Source organism: Pontibacter sp. YIM B11418, from assembly GCF_059278805.1.
The window spans coordinates 242,761-257,736 of sequence record NZ_JCAEMH010000003.1 but is presented as its reverse complement, the minus strand read 5'-3'; the positions used below and the strand labels follow the sequence as shown (position 1 = coordinate 257,736).

At 50.9% G+C, this 14,976-nt stretch carries 13 protein-coding genes; 5 read left to right on the top strand and 8 right to left on the bottom strand.

Annotated elements, in window-relative coordinates; translation table 11 throughout:
* The first annotated feature begins 30 nt into the window (after positions 1-30).
* Positions 31-942: a diacylglycerol/lipid kinase family protein gene (locus AC4QZR_RS08820; protein ID WP_494480577.1), complete on the top strand. Its 912-nt coding sequence runs from the start codon at positions 31-33 to the stop codon at positions 940-942.
* Positions 943-949: 7 nt separating this feature from the next.
* On the opposite strand, the gene AC4QZR_RS08815 is transcribed toward AC4QZR_RS08820, so the two are convergent.
* Positions 950-2,179, bottom strand: a complete 1,230-nt coding sequence (locus AC4QZR_RS08815; protein ID WP_494480576.1) for a metallophosphoesterase — start codon at positions 2,177-2,179, stop codon at positions 950-952.
* The gene (locus tag AC4QZR_RS08810) at positions 2,179-2,814 is read right to left on the bottom strand and encodes an LON peptidase substrate-binding domain-containing protein (protein WP_494480575.1); all 636 of its coding nucleotides are present in this window, start codon (positions 2,812-2,814) and stop codon (positions 2,179-2,181) included. The genes AC4QZR_RS08815 and AC4QZR_RS08810 overlap by 1 nt, the downstream gene beginning before the upstream one ends.
* Positions 2,815-2,972: 158 nt before the next feature.
* Here AC4QZR_RS08810 and mtgA point away from each other — a divergent pair, with 158 nt between their 5' ends.
* On the top strand, positions 2,973-3,710 hold the full coding sequence (mtgA, locus tag AC4QZR_RS08805) for a monofunctional biosynthetic peptidoglycan transglycosylase (protein ID WP_494480574.1): 738 nt from the start codon (positions 2,973-2,975) through the stop codon (positions 3,708-3,710).
* A complete protein-coding gene (locus AC4QZR_RS08800) occupies positions 3,697-4,191 on the top strand; it encodes a YybH family protein (RefSeq protein WP_494480573.1) in 495 nt (164 codons plus the stop codon). Before mtgA ends, AC4QZR_RS08800 begins: the two co-directional genes overlap by 14 nt.
* Before the next feature lie 108 nt (positions 4,192-4,299).
* Here AC4QZR_RS08800 and AC4QZR_RS08795 read toward each other — a convergent pair whose 3' ends face one another.
* From AC4QZR_RS08795 to AC4QZR_RS08780, 4 genes are all read right to left on the bottom strand, one after another.
* Positions 4,300-5,439 (bottom strand): App1 family protein phosphatidate phosphatase, encoded by a 1,140-nt coding sequence (locus tag AC4QZR_RS08795; RefSeq protein WP_494480572.1) that lies wholly within the window; start codon positions 5,437-5,439, stop codon positions 4,300-4,302.
* Between the two features lie 56 nt (positions 5,440-5,495).
* A complete protein-coding gene (locus tag AC4QZR_RS08790) occupies positions 5,496-6,332 on the bottom strand; it encodes a M48 family metalloprotease (RefSeq protein ID WP_494480571.1) in 837 nt (278 codons plus the stop codon).
* A 218-nt stretch (positions 6,333-6,550) separates the two neighbouring features.
* Complete coding sequence (locus tag AC4QZR_RS08785) at positions 6,551-9,400, bottom strand: M16 family metallopeptidase (protein ID WP_494480570.1); 2,850 nt, start codon at positions 9,398-9,400, stop codon at positions 6,551-6,553.
* A 90-nt stretch (positions 9,401-9,490) separates the two neighbouring features.
* Positions 9,491-9,901, bottom strand: coding sequence for a hypothetical protein (locus tag AC4QZR_RS08780; RefSeq protein WP_253405897.1), 411 nt, complete (start codon positions 9,899-9,901; stop codon positions 9,491-9,493).
* 141 nt (positions 9,902-10,042) lie between these two features.
* Here AC4QZR_RS08780 and AC4QZR_RS08775 point away from each other — a divergent pair, with 141 nt between their 5' ends.
* Positions 10,043-11,110, top strand: a complete 1,068-nt coding sequence (locus AC4QZR_RS08775) for a DNA topoisomerase IB (RefSeq protein WP_494480569.1) — start codon at positions 10,043-10,045, stop codon at positions 11,108-11,110.
* Between the two features lie 46 nt (positions 11,111-11,156).
* On the opposite strand, the gene AC4QZR_RS08770 is transcribed toward AC4QZR_RS08775, so the two are convergent.
* Positions 11,157-12,755 carry a hypothetical protein gene (locus tag AC4QZR_RS08770; protein ID WP_494480568.1) on the bottom strand — a complete coding sequence of 533 codons (1,599 nt, stop codon included), beginning with the start codon at positions 12,753-12,755 and terminating at the stop codon, positions 11,157-11,159.
* A 47-nt stretch (positions 12,756-12,802) separates the two neighbouring features.
* Complete coding sequence (gene pgi / locus AC4QZR_RS08765; RefSeq protein WP_494480567.1) at positions 12,803-14,452, bottom strand: glucose-6-phosphate isomerase; 1,650 nt, start codon at positions 14,450-14,452, stop codon at positions 12,803-12,805.
* A 237-nt stretch (positions 14,453-14,689) separates the two neighbouring features.
* On the opposite strand from pgi, the gene AC4QZR_RS08760 reads away from it, so the two are divergent.
* Positions 14,690-14,878, top strand: coding sequence for a hypothetical protein (locus tag AC4QZR_RS08760; protein ID WP_494480566.1), 189 nt, complete (start codon positions 14,690-14,692; stop codon positions 14,876-14,878).
* The last annotated feature ends 98 nt before the right edge of the window (positions 14,879-14,976 follow it).

Genomic DNA, 14,976 nt, shown 5'->3' with positions numbered 1-14,976 from the left:
GGGCATTCATCTATAAACTGAGACCACAACATGCCTACGCAAAAAGACAAGAAACTCCAAAACCTCCTGTTTGTCATCAACCCCATAGCAGGTGATATCGACAAAGAGGAACTGGAGGATGAAATAAAGTCAGAATGTGCTGATTATCAAATTAGGTGTACGATCTATCGAACGACGGGCGAAAGTGATTTAGAGCAGATCAAGCAGCTCATAGAGGAAAATACTTATGATGCTGTCTTTGCAGTAGGGGGCGATGGCACGGTGAGTCTGGTCGGCGCCCTGCTGATCGGTACCTCCATACCTTTGGGCATTATTCCGCTTGGCTCCGGCAACGGGCTCTCAAAAGACCTGGGTATACCGCAGGATACAGAAGAGGCTTTGCAGTTGATCCACGAACATGTGGTGCGCAACATTGACACCATCGACCTGAATGGGAAGCCTTCGATCCATCTCAGCGATCTGGGATTTAACGCCCTGGTCGTGAAGCGCTTTTGCGAAGGGGATAAGCGTGGACCGGGTGCCTACGCGTGGATAGCTTTGCAGGAGTACATGAATTACGAGCCGAAGTTTTATCGAATAGAAACCGACACGGAGAATTTTGAGGGGGAGGCTTTTATGGTAACCATTGCCAATGCCAACGCCTTTGGGAGCAATGCCGCTATTAACCCCAGCGGAATCCTAAACGACGGTCGCTTCGAAATCTGCCTGATTGAGCCTTTCCCAAAAGCTGCCGCGCCTGTTTTGCTGGTGAGGATGTACACCGATAATATTGACGGCTCCATCTATACCCGTCGCATCAGCTGTCGAAAGGCTACTGTCTACAACGTAGACCGTGAAGTGGTGCATATCGACGGCGAACCGGCTGAATTAGATGAGGTGATCAAAGTGACGATGCACCCTAAAAGCCTGAAGGTTATTCTGCCTATACCTGATGAATCATAATTAAAGGCTATACCTCCAGTGTTTGTTTTTTGGGCTTCAAGACGGGGCCTAATTCTTTCCGGAACACAACGGCACCTGGCATTGAAACGCTTTCACCTTCCGTAACCGCCAGCGCCTCTATCCATACCTCCCCGGTGTCGTAGTAGTTGAGCACAAAGAAACCCCGCTGCTCCAGCGTAAAGGTGGCTTTGCCGCCCTTCTTCACAAAAGAGGTTTTGCTGCCCGATCCGCTCACGATGTAATGGTTGTCCCTCACCTCAAAGTGCTGCAGATTATGGTCATGCCCCGCCACATACACAATGTTGCTGTACTGATGGAAGATTCGGAGCAGACGCTTGCGCATCTTGCGGTATTTTCGGTGGGACATGTCCTCATAGGCTCCAAATAGCTGACGGTAAAATGGGTATAAAGAACCGAAAATAGGCAACGGAATATAAAAGCGTTTGTGGGCAGCCGTAAGCGGAAAGATGTGCTGTTTGATGGTGAACTTGCCACCGTGCAGCGCATTGCTGTAAAGTGGGTGGTGCGCTGCCACCACGATACGCTGGTGTCGGTTACGGCGCAGGATCTGGTTCAGGCGCACAAAGAATTCCTCAATGTCATCATAAGGGCAGCCCTGCCCGGTACCCATCGGCTTTTCGCCCCGTTGCACCCACCACTGCGTGTTGATGATGACCAATAGCAACCCTTCTGCTAGTTGTATGGCCTCCGGACCAGGGCAACCGTGCCGGGGCAGGTAACTGTTGTCGTCCTGCAGCGTGTCGACCACATATTTTTCTTGCCGGAGCACATACTCCAGCCCTTTAGAGCGCCCTTTGTTCCAGTCGTGGTTGCCGCTCAGAAAAATCTTGCGCCCTGCATAAGCGCCCATTTGCCCTAGCAGGAAATCCAGGCGCTCTTTGGCGGCAGGGTAGTGGCGATGGGTTTCGGCGGGCATTCCCACCGGGTATAGGTTATCCCCCAGGAACAGGACGCTGCCATCGGGTCCTGCGTTTTGCTGCCACTCTTCCAGGATTCGCATGACAGGGTCCGTGCCGTCGGTCGCGACATAGCCCACATCGCCCATAAACGCGATGCTGTGTACCAGCCGTGCCTCAGGTTTAGGCAGGCACTTGCGCCAGCCTACATCCGAAAGTTTATAGAATGGCTTGTTGCGGTACTTGAGCTCCTGCCAGTAGCTGAACAGCCCAAAAACCAAAAACAACACGGTAGGTATGATAAGAAAGTATAGCAGCATCAGAAGTTAGGTGGCGAGAGGTTTTTGAAATGACCGTTGAGCTTGACGCGTTCCTTGAGTTTTTCGGTTTCGGCTACAATAGGTAATACCTGCAGAAGATGCTGTAGAATCATTTCTTGTCGCAAGGCTTCACTATTGCATTGCAACAAGGTATACTCCTGTTCCGTGTTCAAGCCTAAATGGTGGCCAACGTCAAAAGAGGTAAAGTTTTCGGGGAGGTCCATCAGAATATTGCTTATACCCAAAGCTGTGTATAACTCCTGCAGCTTTTCGCGTATTTTCTCTTTCGTTACAATATCCTCGTCTTCCAGGTTCTCTACTTCCTCTACCTGACCGCCAGCATAGAGCCTGCCCGGTGCCTGTTTGTCAAACTCCAGTATCATAAAGGTGCTCAAACCCTGTGTGCGAATGTCCATCTCGCCGCTTTCGTATTTTTTCTCAACCTGCAGCAGCTTGATCTCCGTGCCGTAGTGCCCCACACTGTTGTTGATGAACGTAGGTATGCCAAATGTCGTGCCGCTTTCGAGGCAGTCGTAGACCAGCTGCTTGTAGCGAGGCTCGAAAATGTGCAGGTTTAGCTTCTCGCCCGGAAATACCACGATATTCAGAGGGAACAAGGGTAAGTACTTTTGCATGGCCTTTTCTTTAGCTCTATAACAGACAAGTTCGTGTTTTGTATATGGAATACGGGTATGTTTGACGCGTGTTAAGTATTACAATTCAGCCACGCCGCTTTTGTTGCATTATAAGCCAAAACACTTAGCTTTGCGCACTTATTTTTTGAACGCTTATAATGAAGAAGAAACGGCTGGGCTTTCGTGAGATCAGGCTTATCATCACAAAGCTTTTGCTGAGCCTCGTGCTCCTGAGTGTGCTGTGGGTGTTGGTATACCGCTGGGTGGCTCCACCGGCTACGCTGCATATGGTGAAGCGGCGCGCCGAAGCCGGGGCAGCAGGCAAGGATAACCCTGCGATCAGGTATAAGTTCGTTTCTCTGGAGGAGATGTCAGAGCAGTTGCCGCTAGCCGTGATAGCTTCAGAAGACCAGCTTTTCCTGGAACACAGCGGTTTCGATTTTGATGCTATTGCCGATGCCTTTAAGCGCAATCAGAAAGGAAAGAACATCAGGGGAGGCAGTACCATCAGCCAGCAAGTGGCCAAGAACGTGTTCTTATGGCACGGTCGGAGTTACCTGCGCAAAGGTGTAGAGGCTTACTTTACTTTCCTGATTGAGTTGCTGTGGGGCAAAAAGCGTATCCTGGAGGTATACCTGAACATTGCAGAGATGGGGGATGGGGTGTTTGGCGTGGAAGCGGCTTCGCAAAAGTATTTTAAGAAACCTGCCTCGGAGATAGGACGTCAGCAGTCGGCACGGCTGGCAGCAGTGCTTCCCAATCCGATCCGCTATTCCGCTGAAAGACCGTCGGCATACGTATTAGGCAGGCAGCGTCGCATAGCCCGTGCCATGGGCCGTCTGGGTGGCACGACTTACATCAAAACCATACTTCCCCAAAAAGATGAAAAGAAATAAGTTTATCGGTGTACTGGCCCTGTGTATAGGCTTGTCATTTACAGCCTGTCAGCAGAACGAAGAGAAGCAGGTAGAGCTTAGCACCACTACTCCTGCCAAGCACGATCCAGCGGTGGCAGAAGGGCAGGTGCGCGACATGCTGGCCTCGCAGTCAGCCTGCTGGAGCCAAGGCAACCTCGAGTGCTTTATGCAGGATTACTGGAAATCAGACTCGCTGCTGTTTGTGGGTAAAAACGGCCTGACCTATGGTTGGCAAAAGACTTTGGATAACTACCGCAAGAGCTACCCTGATCCGACAGCCATGGGCAAACTGACCTTCGACCTGAAAGAGTTTCGCCATCTAGCCTCAGACCACATGCTCGTAGTCGGCAAATGGCACCTGCAGCGCGACGCAGATTTAGGCGACTTGCAAGGCCACTTCTCCATCATCCTCAAGCGATTCCCGGAAGGCTGGAAAATCGTAGCAGACCATTCGAGTTAGTGAATGAGTGAATTGGTGATGGAGTGATTTTGTTAGTGTGTGATTTTAATCATTGTAATAACAATTTAACAATCACTCATTCACTCCAATACTCATCCACTCAATTAATCACTCATCTCCCTCGGCATCCACTTCGGTTTCTCTGGCAATTTCCGGAATTTCTTCCGTGAAGATATAGCCACATTTTGCAGCGTGTTCAGCGGCTTCCAGGGTTTGTTTTACAAGCACCATCTCCACTTCTTTGTTATCCTTGAACTCGTCAAAAATCTTGACCACTTTCGTGGCGTGTTTTTCGATGTTCACATCCCGGATGTAAATGGCCAGGACACGGCCCGGGTGTTTTCGTACAACCTCTGCATAAATCTCGGCATCCTGCTGCCCGCTGTCACCAATTAAAATGAACTTAAGCTCAGGGTAAGTGATCAGTATGTTTTCGATCTCTTTATACTTATGGCTCATATGGTCGGAGGAGCCGAGCTTGCTTTCATCAATTCCGAAGTCACGGAGCAGGAGCGGCCCTTGCGGAATTTCATTCAGCTCCAGAAAATGGTAAAGCAGATCGTACGTGTTCCAGGGACTGCTCGAAACATAGAAGAATGGATTGTTACGCTTGCCGTTACGCCCCAGTTGCAGCGACTTATAAAAGGATGCTACCCCATGGAAAGGTATGCGGGAGTGTGCATTGTTGAGCAGCACGTTTCGTCCGGTCTGCAGCAGGCTCGTGGCCCCCGTCCGCACGATGGTATCGTCTATGTCGCTGATGATGCCATACTCTGCATCGGGAGGAGGGACGAGCACATGTGCCTGCGCCTTCACCGGTCCTTCCACCTCCACGGGGGCCTCGGAAAGCGTAATATCGATTGTGTGCCAGATGTCCTCGAGCACAAGCGGCTTCTCAGGCGCTAGATTCAGCACAAAATAGCCTTCTATGTCCGTTGTGATCTCATGTTTCTGATCTCCCAGGCACAGCTCAATGCGTGCACCCGGTATTTCCCGGCTATTAAAGCGTTTGTACATATTCAGGATGTTCTCCCACAACGTGTCATTCTCTTCTGACAGCGTGATGCCCTTATCGACCAACACGCGGCCTTTCACATAGAGGCGGGTAGGTGTGCCATAGCTGCGGTAAGCCATAATGTGCAGCGGACCAAACATATTGAGCTTGCGACGCAGATTAAAAGTCAGCGTGTCAAACTTTTCTTCTCCTTTCAAAACAGCTTTCGCAGCAGTGTTCTTTATCTTTTTCATAGTCGACAGGTATGGGGTTCAACACAAAGGCCTGCCTCTGGGCAGACCTTTGCGAGTTACAAATTCAGGCTTTTTTTCAGTTCGTTAAAGTCCGTATTGGCAGCTCCGTCTTTTGCGCATTCACGCTGGCTGGCCTGCTGCTGAATGTTTTCGACGCGGTTGTCCGGGTTCGGGTGTGTGCTCAGGAACTCGGGCGGATTGCTGCCCTGCGCCTCAGTGTTGAGCTTTACGAAGAAACCGGCTGCGCCATCGCAGGCATAATAATCGGTTCCGTCCAGGTATATCACGGAGGCGTTATCGGCCTCGGTCTCGGCTCCCCGACTGAAGCGCAGGCCTGCCAGGGTACCTGCCAACTGGGCAGCGATCTGTTGCAGCGTACCGGCATTGTTACCGAGCGCGACGGAAAGTAGCAGCGCTATACCGTAGTCTCGCTGCAGTTGCTGCACGCTGTGGCGTTTGTCGGCGTGGGCTATTTCGTGGGCCAGCACCCCGGCAAAATGGTCTTCATCGTCCAGGAACTTCATCAAGCCGGTATACACGTAAATGTGTCCACCCGGAGCAGCAAAAGCGTTCAAGGTTTCACGATCATCGATGATCTTCACCGTCCAGACAAACTCATTTCTATACTTGATTTCGCCGGAGTTGAGCACACGGTTCACGATGCGGTCGAGGTGGGTATAGGCTTTTTGAACATTGGCATTGCCGGAGTTGCGCTCCAATAACTTGCCCTGTGCACGGAAAGTAGAATCTACCTGCTGCGACACTTGCTCACCCAGTCGTATATCATCCTGAATCGAAAAGATGACGCCTTCATTGTCTTTGCAGCTACTCATGAAAAACACACTGACAAAGACAAGCAGCCAGGGTGCGGTACGATTGATATACTTCATCATTTAAATTAGAGTGGTAAAATGTATTAAAGCAATGCGCAGGTATAGGCTATAAATAAGACCCTGCGATTTGCTTAAAACTAACGCTATTTGATTTTAGTATGCGCTTACGGATTAAAATTCGCCTTGGTTGGAAGGAGTAGTGACAGGTATAACGCATAAAATAGTGCAAATAAAAAAGCCCCTGATATTCAGGGGCTTTTTTTCAAGTGTAGTATGCGCTATTTTACGGAGGAGGTACCTACCGGGTTACCGTTGGTATCCAGCTCCACCACTTCGTAGCTCAACTTCTGAAGTTCTGGCAATACTGTTTTCTTATCGCCTACCACCACGATGTGCATTTTGTCAGATGGCAAGTGCTTGGCAGCCAGCGCATCGATTTCCTGCTTCGTCATGTTGTTGAGAATCTGCGTTTGCTTGCCTACGTAATCCTTCTTCAGGTCGTAGCGCAGAATTCGGCCCAGGAAGTTCGCCTTCTGACCAGGTGTTTCGTACTGGCGCGCATCTGACTGACCGATCGAGTTTTTCATGAACTGCAGCTCATCTTCTGTGATACCCTTGGTTCTGAAATCGTTGATTTCTTTCATGAACTCCACTACAGAAGCAGCAGTAGCATCAGCACGCACACCGGCAGAAGCTGTGTACGGACCAGCAAAGCGGCTGCCACCGAAGCCGGAACGGGCGCCATAGGTATAGCCTTTGTCTTCGCGCAGGTTCAGGTTGATGCGGCTGTTAAAGGCACCACCCAGCACGAAGTTCATCAGCGATGTTTTGTAGTACTCACCGGTTGCGTCGTAAGGCAGGGCTACGTAGCCAATTCTGATCTCTGATTGCGCAGCGTCCGGCTTGTCAACGAAGTAGATCTTAGTGGCCGCAATAGCAGGCGCTTTCACATCAGCAGGTACAGTTACGTTCTTCTTCTTCCATTTTTTCAGGAAGTCCAGCTTGCCGATGATCTCTTTTTCGTTGATATCGCCTACTACTACCAGTTCAGCGCCTGTAGGCGTGAAATTGGCAGCATAGAACTGCTTCACATCCTCGAGGGTAATGCTGCCTACTGACTCTGTAGTACCTGAAGTAGGGATGGCCATGATGTGGTTTTCACCATAAAGCAGTTTGTTGTACACGCTGCTGGCAATAGCCGTTGGCTGTGTCGACTGGTTGGCTATACCTTCCAGTTGCTGCTTTTTCAGACGCTCAAAGTCGTCAGCTGCGAACTTCGGACGGAACAAGCGCTCTTCGAGCAGTGCCAATGTTTTGTCCAGGTTCTTTTTCAGCGATTGTACTGTTACGTAAGTGTCTTCTGTACCAGAACCGATGCGGATAGAGCTGCCCAGTTTGTCGAGCTCGCTTGTGAAGGCTTCTGAAGTGAAGTTTTCGGTGTCCTCATTCATCAGAGAAGCTGTAAGCGATGCGATGCCCGCCTTGCCTGCGTTATTGGCCAGCAAACGATGTCCGCCAGGTATAGTCAGCTGCAGAGTAACAGTTGGGATCTCGTCAGATTTCGTGCCGATCACCTTCATGCCATTCTTGAACTTCGAGGTATAGAAGTTAGGTACGCTCACGGCTTTGGCCTGACCCGCTACCGGGCGCTTGCTGCGGTCGAAAGTGTCAACTGCCTTGGTATAGCTCAGTCCGCTGTAGTCCTGTGGCTGTGCTACCGACACGTTTGTGTCAACGTTATAGTTGTCAGCTTTGGCCACCATTTCCGGCTTGCCTTTTGGTACCACACTCAAGATAACAGCAGGTTTGCCTTTGATATACTGGTTATATACACGCACTACATCAGCCTTTGTCAGTGCATTGATGCGGCGGATTTCTTCCTGCAGGTAGTTCGGGTTGTTACGGAAGGTTTCGTAAGAAGCCAGTTGCGATACTTTGCCACTCACGCTTGCCATTCTGTTAATCAGGTTAGACTCAGCAGAGGCCTTGTAGCGCTGCAGATCTTCGTCGGTTACGCCGCGTGTTTCAAACTCAGCGATAGACTTGCGCAGCAGTTCTTCCATCTGTGCCAGAGTACTGTTCGGATAGGCCATAATGGAAATACCGAACTCACCAGCCAGCTCCGAGGTGGAGTTCATGGCAGAAGCTTGCAAGGCTTTCTGCTCTTTCACGAAGTTTTTGTAGAAGATAGAGTTACGTCCCTGTCCCAGGATTTCGGCCAACACGTCCAGTGCATGCTCGTCTTTGTGACCAGCCTCCGGCACCGGATACGTAACGCGCAGCATCGGGAAGCGCACATTGTCTTCGTAAGAAATGTAACGGTCTGCGTTAAGTGAAGCGACCATTGGCTTCATGTCCTGCACGGCAGGGCCGGTAGGTATAGCGCCAAAGTATTTCTCTACTAGTTTCACAACTTCCGCCGGATTAACATCACCACCCACGGTTACCGTAGCGTTGTTTGGTCCGTACCAGCGCAGGAAGAAGTTTTTCAGGTCTTCTACGTTCACGCGGTTCAGGTCCTCGATGTAACCAATGGTGGTCCAGGAGTAAGGGTGACCGTGCGGGTACAGGTGCTGCGATGTTTTCTCGTACACAAGACCGTAAGGACGGTTGTCGTAGTTCTGACCACGCTCGTTCTTTACAGTTTCGCGCTGTACTTCAAACTTCTTCTGGGTTACGGCATCCAGCAAAAAGCCCATACGGTCGGCTTCCAGCCATAGCGCAGTTTCCAGTTGGTTGCTTGGCACGGTTTCAAAGTAGTTGGTACGGTCGCGGTTAGTAGTACCGTTCAGGGTACCGCCTGCATCCGACACGATTTTGAAGTGCTCTTCGTCGGCCACGTTATCGGAGCCCTGGAACATCATGTGCTCAAAAAAGTGCGCAAAGCCAGATTTACCCACCTCTTCGCGGGCTGAACCTACGTGGTAAGTCACGTCCACATGCACAACCGGATCGGAGTGATCCTCGTGCACGATTAGGGTGAGGCCGTTGGCCAGTTTGTATTTTTCGTAAGGTATAACCAGCTCATCGCTTTTCTTGGTTACCTTTTCCACGAGTTTTGTCTGCGCCTCGGCAGCACTGACCACACTGGCCGTGAGCACGATACTCAAACCGATTTTCTGAAGCATATTAATTTGTTTTAGGTGAACGATTGGTCTTGTGTTAGGACCAATATAACACATAAAGGTTTAATGCTATAAGAAAATATAGACGAACGCCTATTTTGTCTCGGCAAACACTTGTTTGGCAAACATAACGGACACCGCCAGGGTCAGCAGTGCTACTACCAGCATGGCGGTTGTAAGCAGAAAAGCCATACCTGATGTATGGGTAGAGTTAGGCTCAGGGGCTTCCTGCACCATTTCGAGCAAGCGAATGAAATAGGTGCCGGAGCGCCAGCCCAGCAGAAGCGTGAGCAGTCCGGCCTCGGCGCTTCCCAGAAGAAATCCCCAACGGTGTTTTCTGTTCAGGAAATGCCCCGCCACCAGCGCCAGCAAGCCACCGGCTATACCTGTAAAGAGGGCGGTCCGGGCCTGCTCGCCGGCCACATCTACCGCCACAACGCCACAGCCCAGCAGGAAAACGCCAAAAAAGGCGTAGAGGTAAGAAATCTGTTTATGGATGGTCATGGATATGTCTTTTTTTCTGGGACAAATATAAGGGGAATTGTTGAGGAGGTATAGGCAAAAGCTCCCGTGCAGTCTGTACCGTGGATAACTTTTGCATGGCTTTTATGTATTATAGGCAACAGGCGCCTAATGCCTTAGCTAATGACAAAGAAAGAACTACACAACCTATATAAGGATCCTGCCCTTTCAGCCGAGTGGGCGGGCCTGCGCTATACCTCTGACGAAAAGCCGGGGCTCACCCGTAAAAAGGCCGGTACAGGTTTCACCTACTTTGATCATAAAGGGGAAAAGGTGACCGATGAAAAAACGCTTGAACGCATCAAAAAACTGGTGATTCCGCCGGCTTGGACCGAAGTATGGATCGCGAAAACGGCCCGCGGACATCTCCAGGCCACCGGACGCGACGACAAAGGGCGCAAGCAGTACATCTACCACCCGGAATGGCAGCACGCCCGCAACCTGACCAAATTCGGTCGCATGATCACATTCGGGAAGTCGCTGCCTGCCTTGAGGGAGCAGGTTCAAAAAGACATACAGTCCCGCCACCTCGACAAGCGCAAGGTAACGGCGCTGGTGGTGTCGATTATGGACAACGCGCTGATTCGGATCGGAAACCGTGCCTATGCCAAGTCAAACAAGTCGTATGGGCTCACCACGCTGCGTGACCGTCACGTGACCTTTAATGGCAGTACGGTTACTTTTGCATTTGTGGGCAAGAAAGGAGTGGAGCAAAAAATCGACCTGAAAGACAGGCGCCTGGCGCAGCTCGTGAAGAAGTGTAAGGATATACCCGGCTACGATTTGTTTCAGTACTACGATGAGGAAGGCGAGCGGCAGACGCTGGAGTCAGGCGACGTGAACGAATACTTGCGGGAAGTGACCGCCTATGATTTCACGGCCAAGGATTTCAGGACCTGGGGTGGCACCGTGCGCATGGTGGAATGCCTGGAGCGCGTTATCGACGAAAACCCGGAGATTGACAAAGAGAAAGGTATAAAGGAAGCGGTGAAGGAGGTGGCCAAAGGCTTGGGCAACACCCCAACCGTTTGCAGCAAATACTACATACACCCCGAGGTAGTGAACCTCTTTCGGGAAGATAAACTGATGAGTTTCCTTAAAAAGCACGATCCCACTAAATCCAAAATCGAACACCTCAGCAGTATGGAACATTTCGTGCTGAAAATGCTGGAGAAGAGCCTTAGAAGTTGAGGTATTTATTTTGTAGGGACTGGTTGCAAACTGTCCCTACAATACTCTAATTTCCTTCCCGGTCATAGGCGTGCACCCGCACGTCTCTTGTGGTCAGGTCTTTGGCTTCGGTGCCGAAGTCGATTTCGTTGCCGCGCTCGGTGTCGTAGATATGGGTCATTTTGCGCCAACCTTTAACCGAGGACCTGTCCGTTATTTCATCTTCACCCAGGCCGCCATATACCTCTACCAGTATACCTTCTGCAACATCTCCTTCAATCGTAAATTCATCATCTCCGCTGAGGCCGTGCAGCGTGATCTTTTCTGTTTCTTTTCCGGAGAATGTCCGTTGGTAGAGTACCTTTTCAGGTATACTGGTTTGAGCAGGACGCATAAGAACAACTTCGGTGTGGTCATCATCCAGCCGCCTTACCTGAAAAAAATCCGGCTGATCAGTGCCAGCAACGGTGACTTCTTTGGCTATGATTTCATACATCTCTTCTGCCAATTCGGGTAGTTGGTCGCGGCGGTTTTTCAGATTTTGTAGGATGCTTTCTCCTTTTAAGGTATAGATGGGAGAGGGCAGGTTTTCCACGGCTTTTTCGATCACGTCATCGGTGAGCTTTTCCTGCACATCCTTTGCAATCGCCACCCATTCTTCCCGTGTCAATTCGTGAAGCAGGCGCTCGTCTATAAAACGTGCATTGATCATCAGGGCTTTCACATCTTTGATGGTCGGTCCGAAGGAGTAGAATTTACGGGCCATCAGCTTGCTGGTGGCAAGGAAAGGTATAGCGCCGTCGTCCATTTTCAGGAATACCTGGTCACGGTCTTTGGGGATGGGTTTATAAATCGTATCGGTGCCTTCTTCGTAGACGGCCCAGTCCCACTGGCCTTTGTGGCGGTCCCAGTCACCGACGAGCACATCCAGGAGCCGGGCGCGCGCAAAGGCTTTTTGATCAAATTGATGGGTATTTGTTTTGTAGCGATTGCGTAGGGCATCTTCGGAGTCCGCAAATCCGGTCACGTTTCCGAACATACGCAGCGTGTCGGCCATACCATCAAATTTCTCCTCGAGCATGTATACCTTGCCCTGCACCGCCTTTGCGTATTCACCGAAAGAGGTATCACTTTTTTGAACGTAATAAAGTGTAGGGGAGCTATGAAAGACGCCTGCCGCTTTGGCTAGGCCAGGAATGATCAAAGCCCCGTACGGGTTAGCAGAAGAGATCTGATCGCGGAGAATGTTGGTGACGAAAGTGGGTCGCCAGAATTTAGCCAGCACCTGCACCGGATCTTTGTCGATGGAGCGGAAAGCGTAAATGCGGCCGAGGCTGTCCTGGAGTTGGAAACTGCTGGTCTGGAAGCCGCCCCCTTTCTTCACGACTCTCATGCCGCCGTTCACGCGGGAAAGATCAAATACGGGAAGCTTAACAGGGGTGGTCCAGCTGTCGCGATGGTGGTTGCCCCAGAAAAGGCGGTAAAGCCAGCTACGGTCGTAGTGGCGTCCGGCCACTGCCCATACGCTGTCAGTGCCAGCCGGAGGCAGGTCATGCTCCCCCGGCTGCACCAAAGCGTCTTGTTGGTAGAAATTATCGTCGGCGCAACTGCTGAGCAAGAGTGCGAGAAGCAGCAGAAGCGTCGTTTTAAGGTATAGTTGCTGCATAAGGTATAGATACCATCCTTAAACGCAGCCTCGACGCAAGGTTTTCGCTATTTGCGTTTTTGTCTGTAATAGCTGATCAGTCCGGCTGTGGAGCTGTCGTGCTCCGCTTCCTTGTTGTGGAGCAGTTCCTCTTCAATGGCGCCGGCCAGTTGCTTGCCCAGTTCCACACCCCACTGGTCGAAGCTGTACACGTTCCAGATCACGCCCTGCACAAAAGTCTTATGCTCGTACATGGCAATCAGGCTTCCCAGGGTATAGGGCGTCAGCATGTCGAACATAATCGAGGTGGATGGCTTATTGCCTTCAAATACCTTATGCGGGACCAGTTGCTCGAGCTCTTCTTTAGCTATTCCTTTCTTCTCCAACTCTGTCCGCACTTCCTCCTCAGTTTTGCCTTTCATCAGCGCCTCGGTCTGGGCAAAAAAGTTGGAAAGCAGCATCGGGTGGTGCTCGCCGATCGGGTTGTGGCTGTTCACCGGGGCCAGGAAATCAGATGGAATCAACACCGTGCCCTGGTGGATCAATTGGAAGAAAGAGTGCTGTCCGTTGGTGCCCGCCGCACCCCAGATCACAGGCTGCGTCTGGAAGTTCACGTACTCACCATTGCGCATGGCGGTCTTGCCGTTGCTTTCCATCTGCAGCTGCTGTAAATACTCTGGCAACAGGCGCAGGTACTGGTCGTAAGGCAACACGGCGTGCGACTGCGCTTCAAAAAAGTTGGTATACCAGATGCTCAAAAGAGCCATCAGTACCGGTATGTTCTGGCGGAGCGGCGTATTTTTCAGGTGCTTGTCCATGGCCTCAGCGCCACGCAGCAATTCCTCAAACCTGTCGTACCCGATAGCACAGGCCACCGACAAACCGATGGCTGACCAGAGCGAGAAACGACCGCCTACCCAATCCCAGAAGCGGAAGGTGCTTTCCGGTGCGATGCCGAATTTAGAGACTGCCTCGGTGTTGGTAGATAGTGCCACAAAGTGCTTGCTCACATACGCTTCGTCTTTGGCTGTTTCCAGGAACCAGCTCCGGGCCGTGTGGGCGTTGGCAATGGTTTCTTTGGTAGTGAAGGTTTTGGAAGCGATAATGAATAGGGTTGTTTCCGGATCGACTTTGCGCAGGACTTCTACCGCGTCGGTACCGTCCACATTCGAGATAAAATGCACTTCGATATCCGGCTTCTGATATTTCTTGAGCGCCTCGGTCACCATTTGCGGACCCAGGTGCGAGCCACCTATACCTATGTTCACGACATGCTTTACTTTTTTACCAGAGTAGCCGGTCCATTCGCCGCTGTGCAGTCGGTCACAGAAATCCTTCATCTGGCGCTGCACGTCACGTACCTCTTCCAGCACATTTTCTCCGTCCACTACCAGTTCCTGATCCGTGAAGTTACGCAGGGCGGTATGCAGCACGGCACGGCCTTCGGTGGCGTTGATCTTCTCTCCGCGCAGCATGCTCTCGATGGCGGCTGGCACCTTCGTTTCCTCGGCTAGTTCGGCTAACAGATCCAAGGTTTCTTCCGTGATGCGGTTTTTAGAGAAATCGTATAGCGTTCCGTCTATCTCGAAAGAGAATTTTTTGAAGCGACCCGGATCGGCCTTGAATAAGTCGCGCAGGTGCTGATGCTTCAACGCAGCGAAGTGTGTTTCAAGTTTTTTCCAAGTATTCGTTTGGGTCGGGTTGTCGGATTGTAGCATGTTTTATTTTGTCAAGGTGTTACGGCAGGAACTACTCTTAAAGCGCCTGCAAGGTTTTTCAGAATGGGCAGGAAATATAGCCTTTCAGGTATAAAGATACGGTAATTTGGGCAGTGAGCACATGAAAGGTATCATTTAGCGGGCTCCTGCGTAGGCCTAAGACCGGTAGATTTCATTCGATGAAGGGAATTCATGCGTATGAAGCTTACAGGAATGTTAAACGAAAATCCCCAGACTATGAAAGAGGAAGAAAAGAACCAACCAAACGAAACTCCATCACCAAAAGCCAGAATTTTGAGGGAAGACGACGGAAAAAGAACACCACCAACCCATGCTAAGGAGGTAACCGGCGAACAGCATCAGACCACTCACCCGGAGCAGGCCCCTGACGTACCGCCGCATGAGCGCACAGAAGGTATACCTTAGTAGCTTATTGATTTTTTGTAAAGTTCACCCTTAAAGCATACGCGGTGTGTTCTTCACAACTGTTCGCAGGCCTTTGGCTTGTCCGAAATCCTGATTAT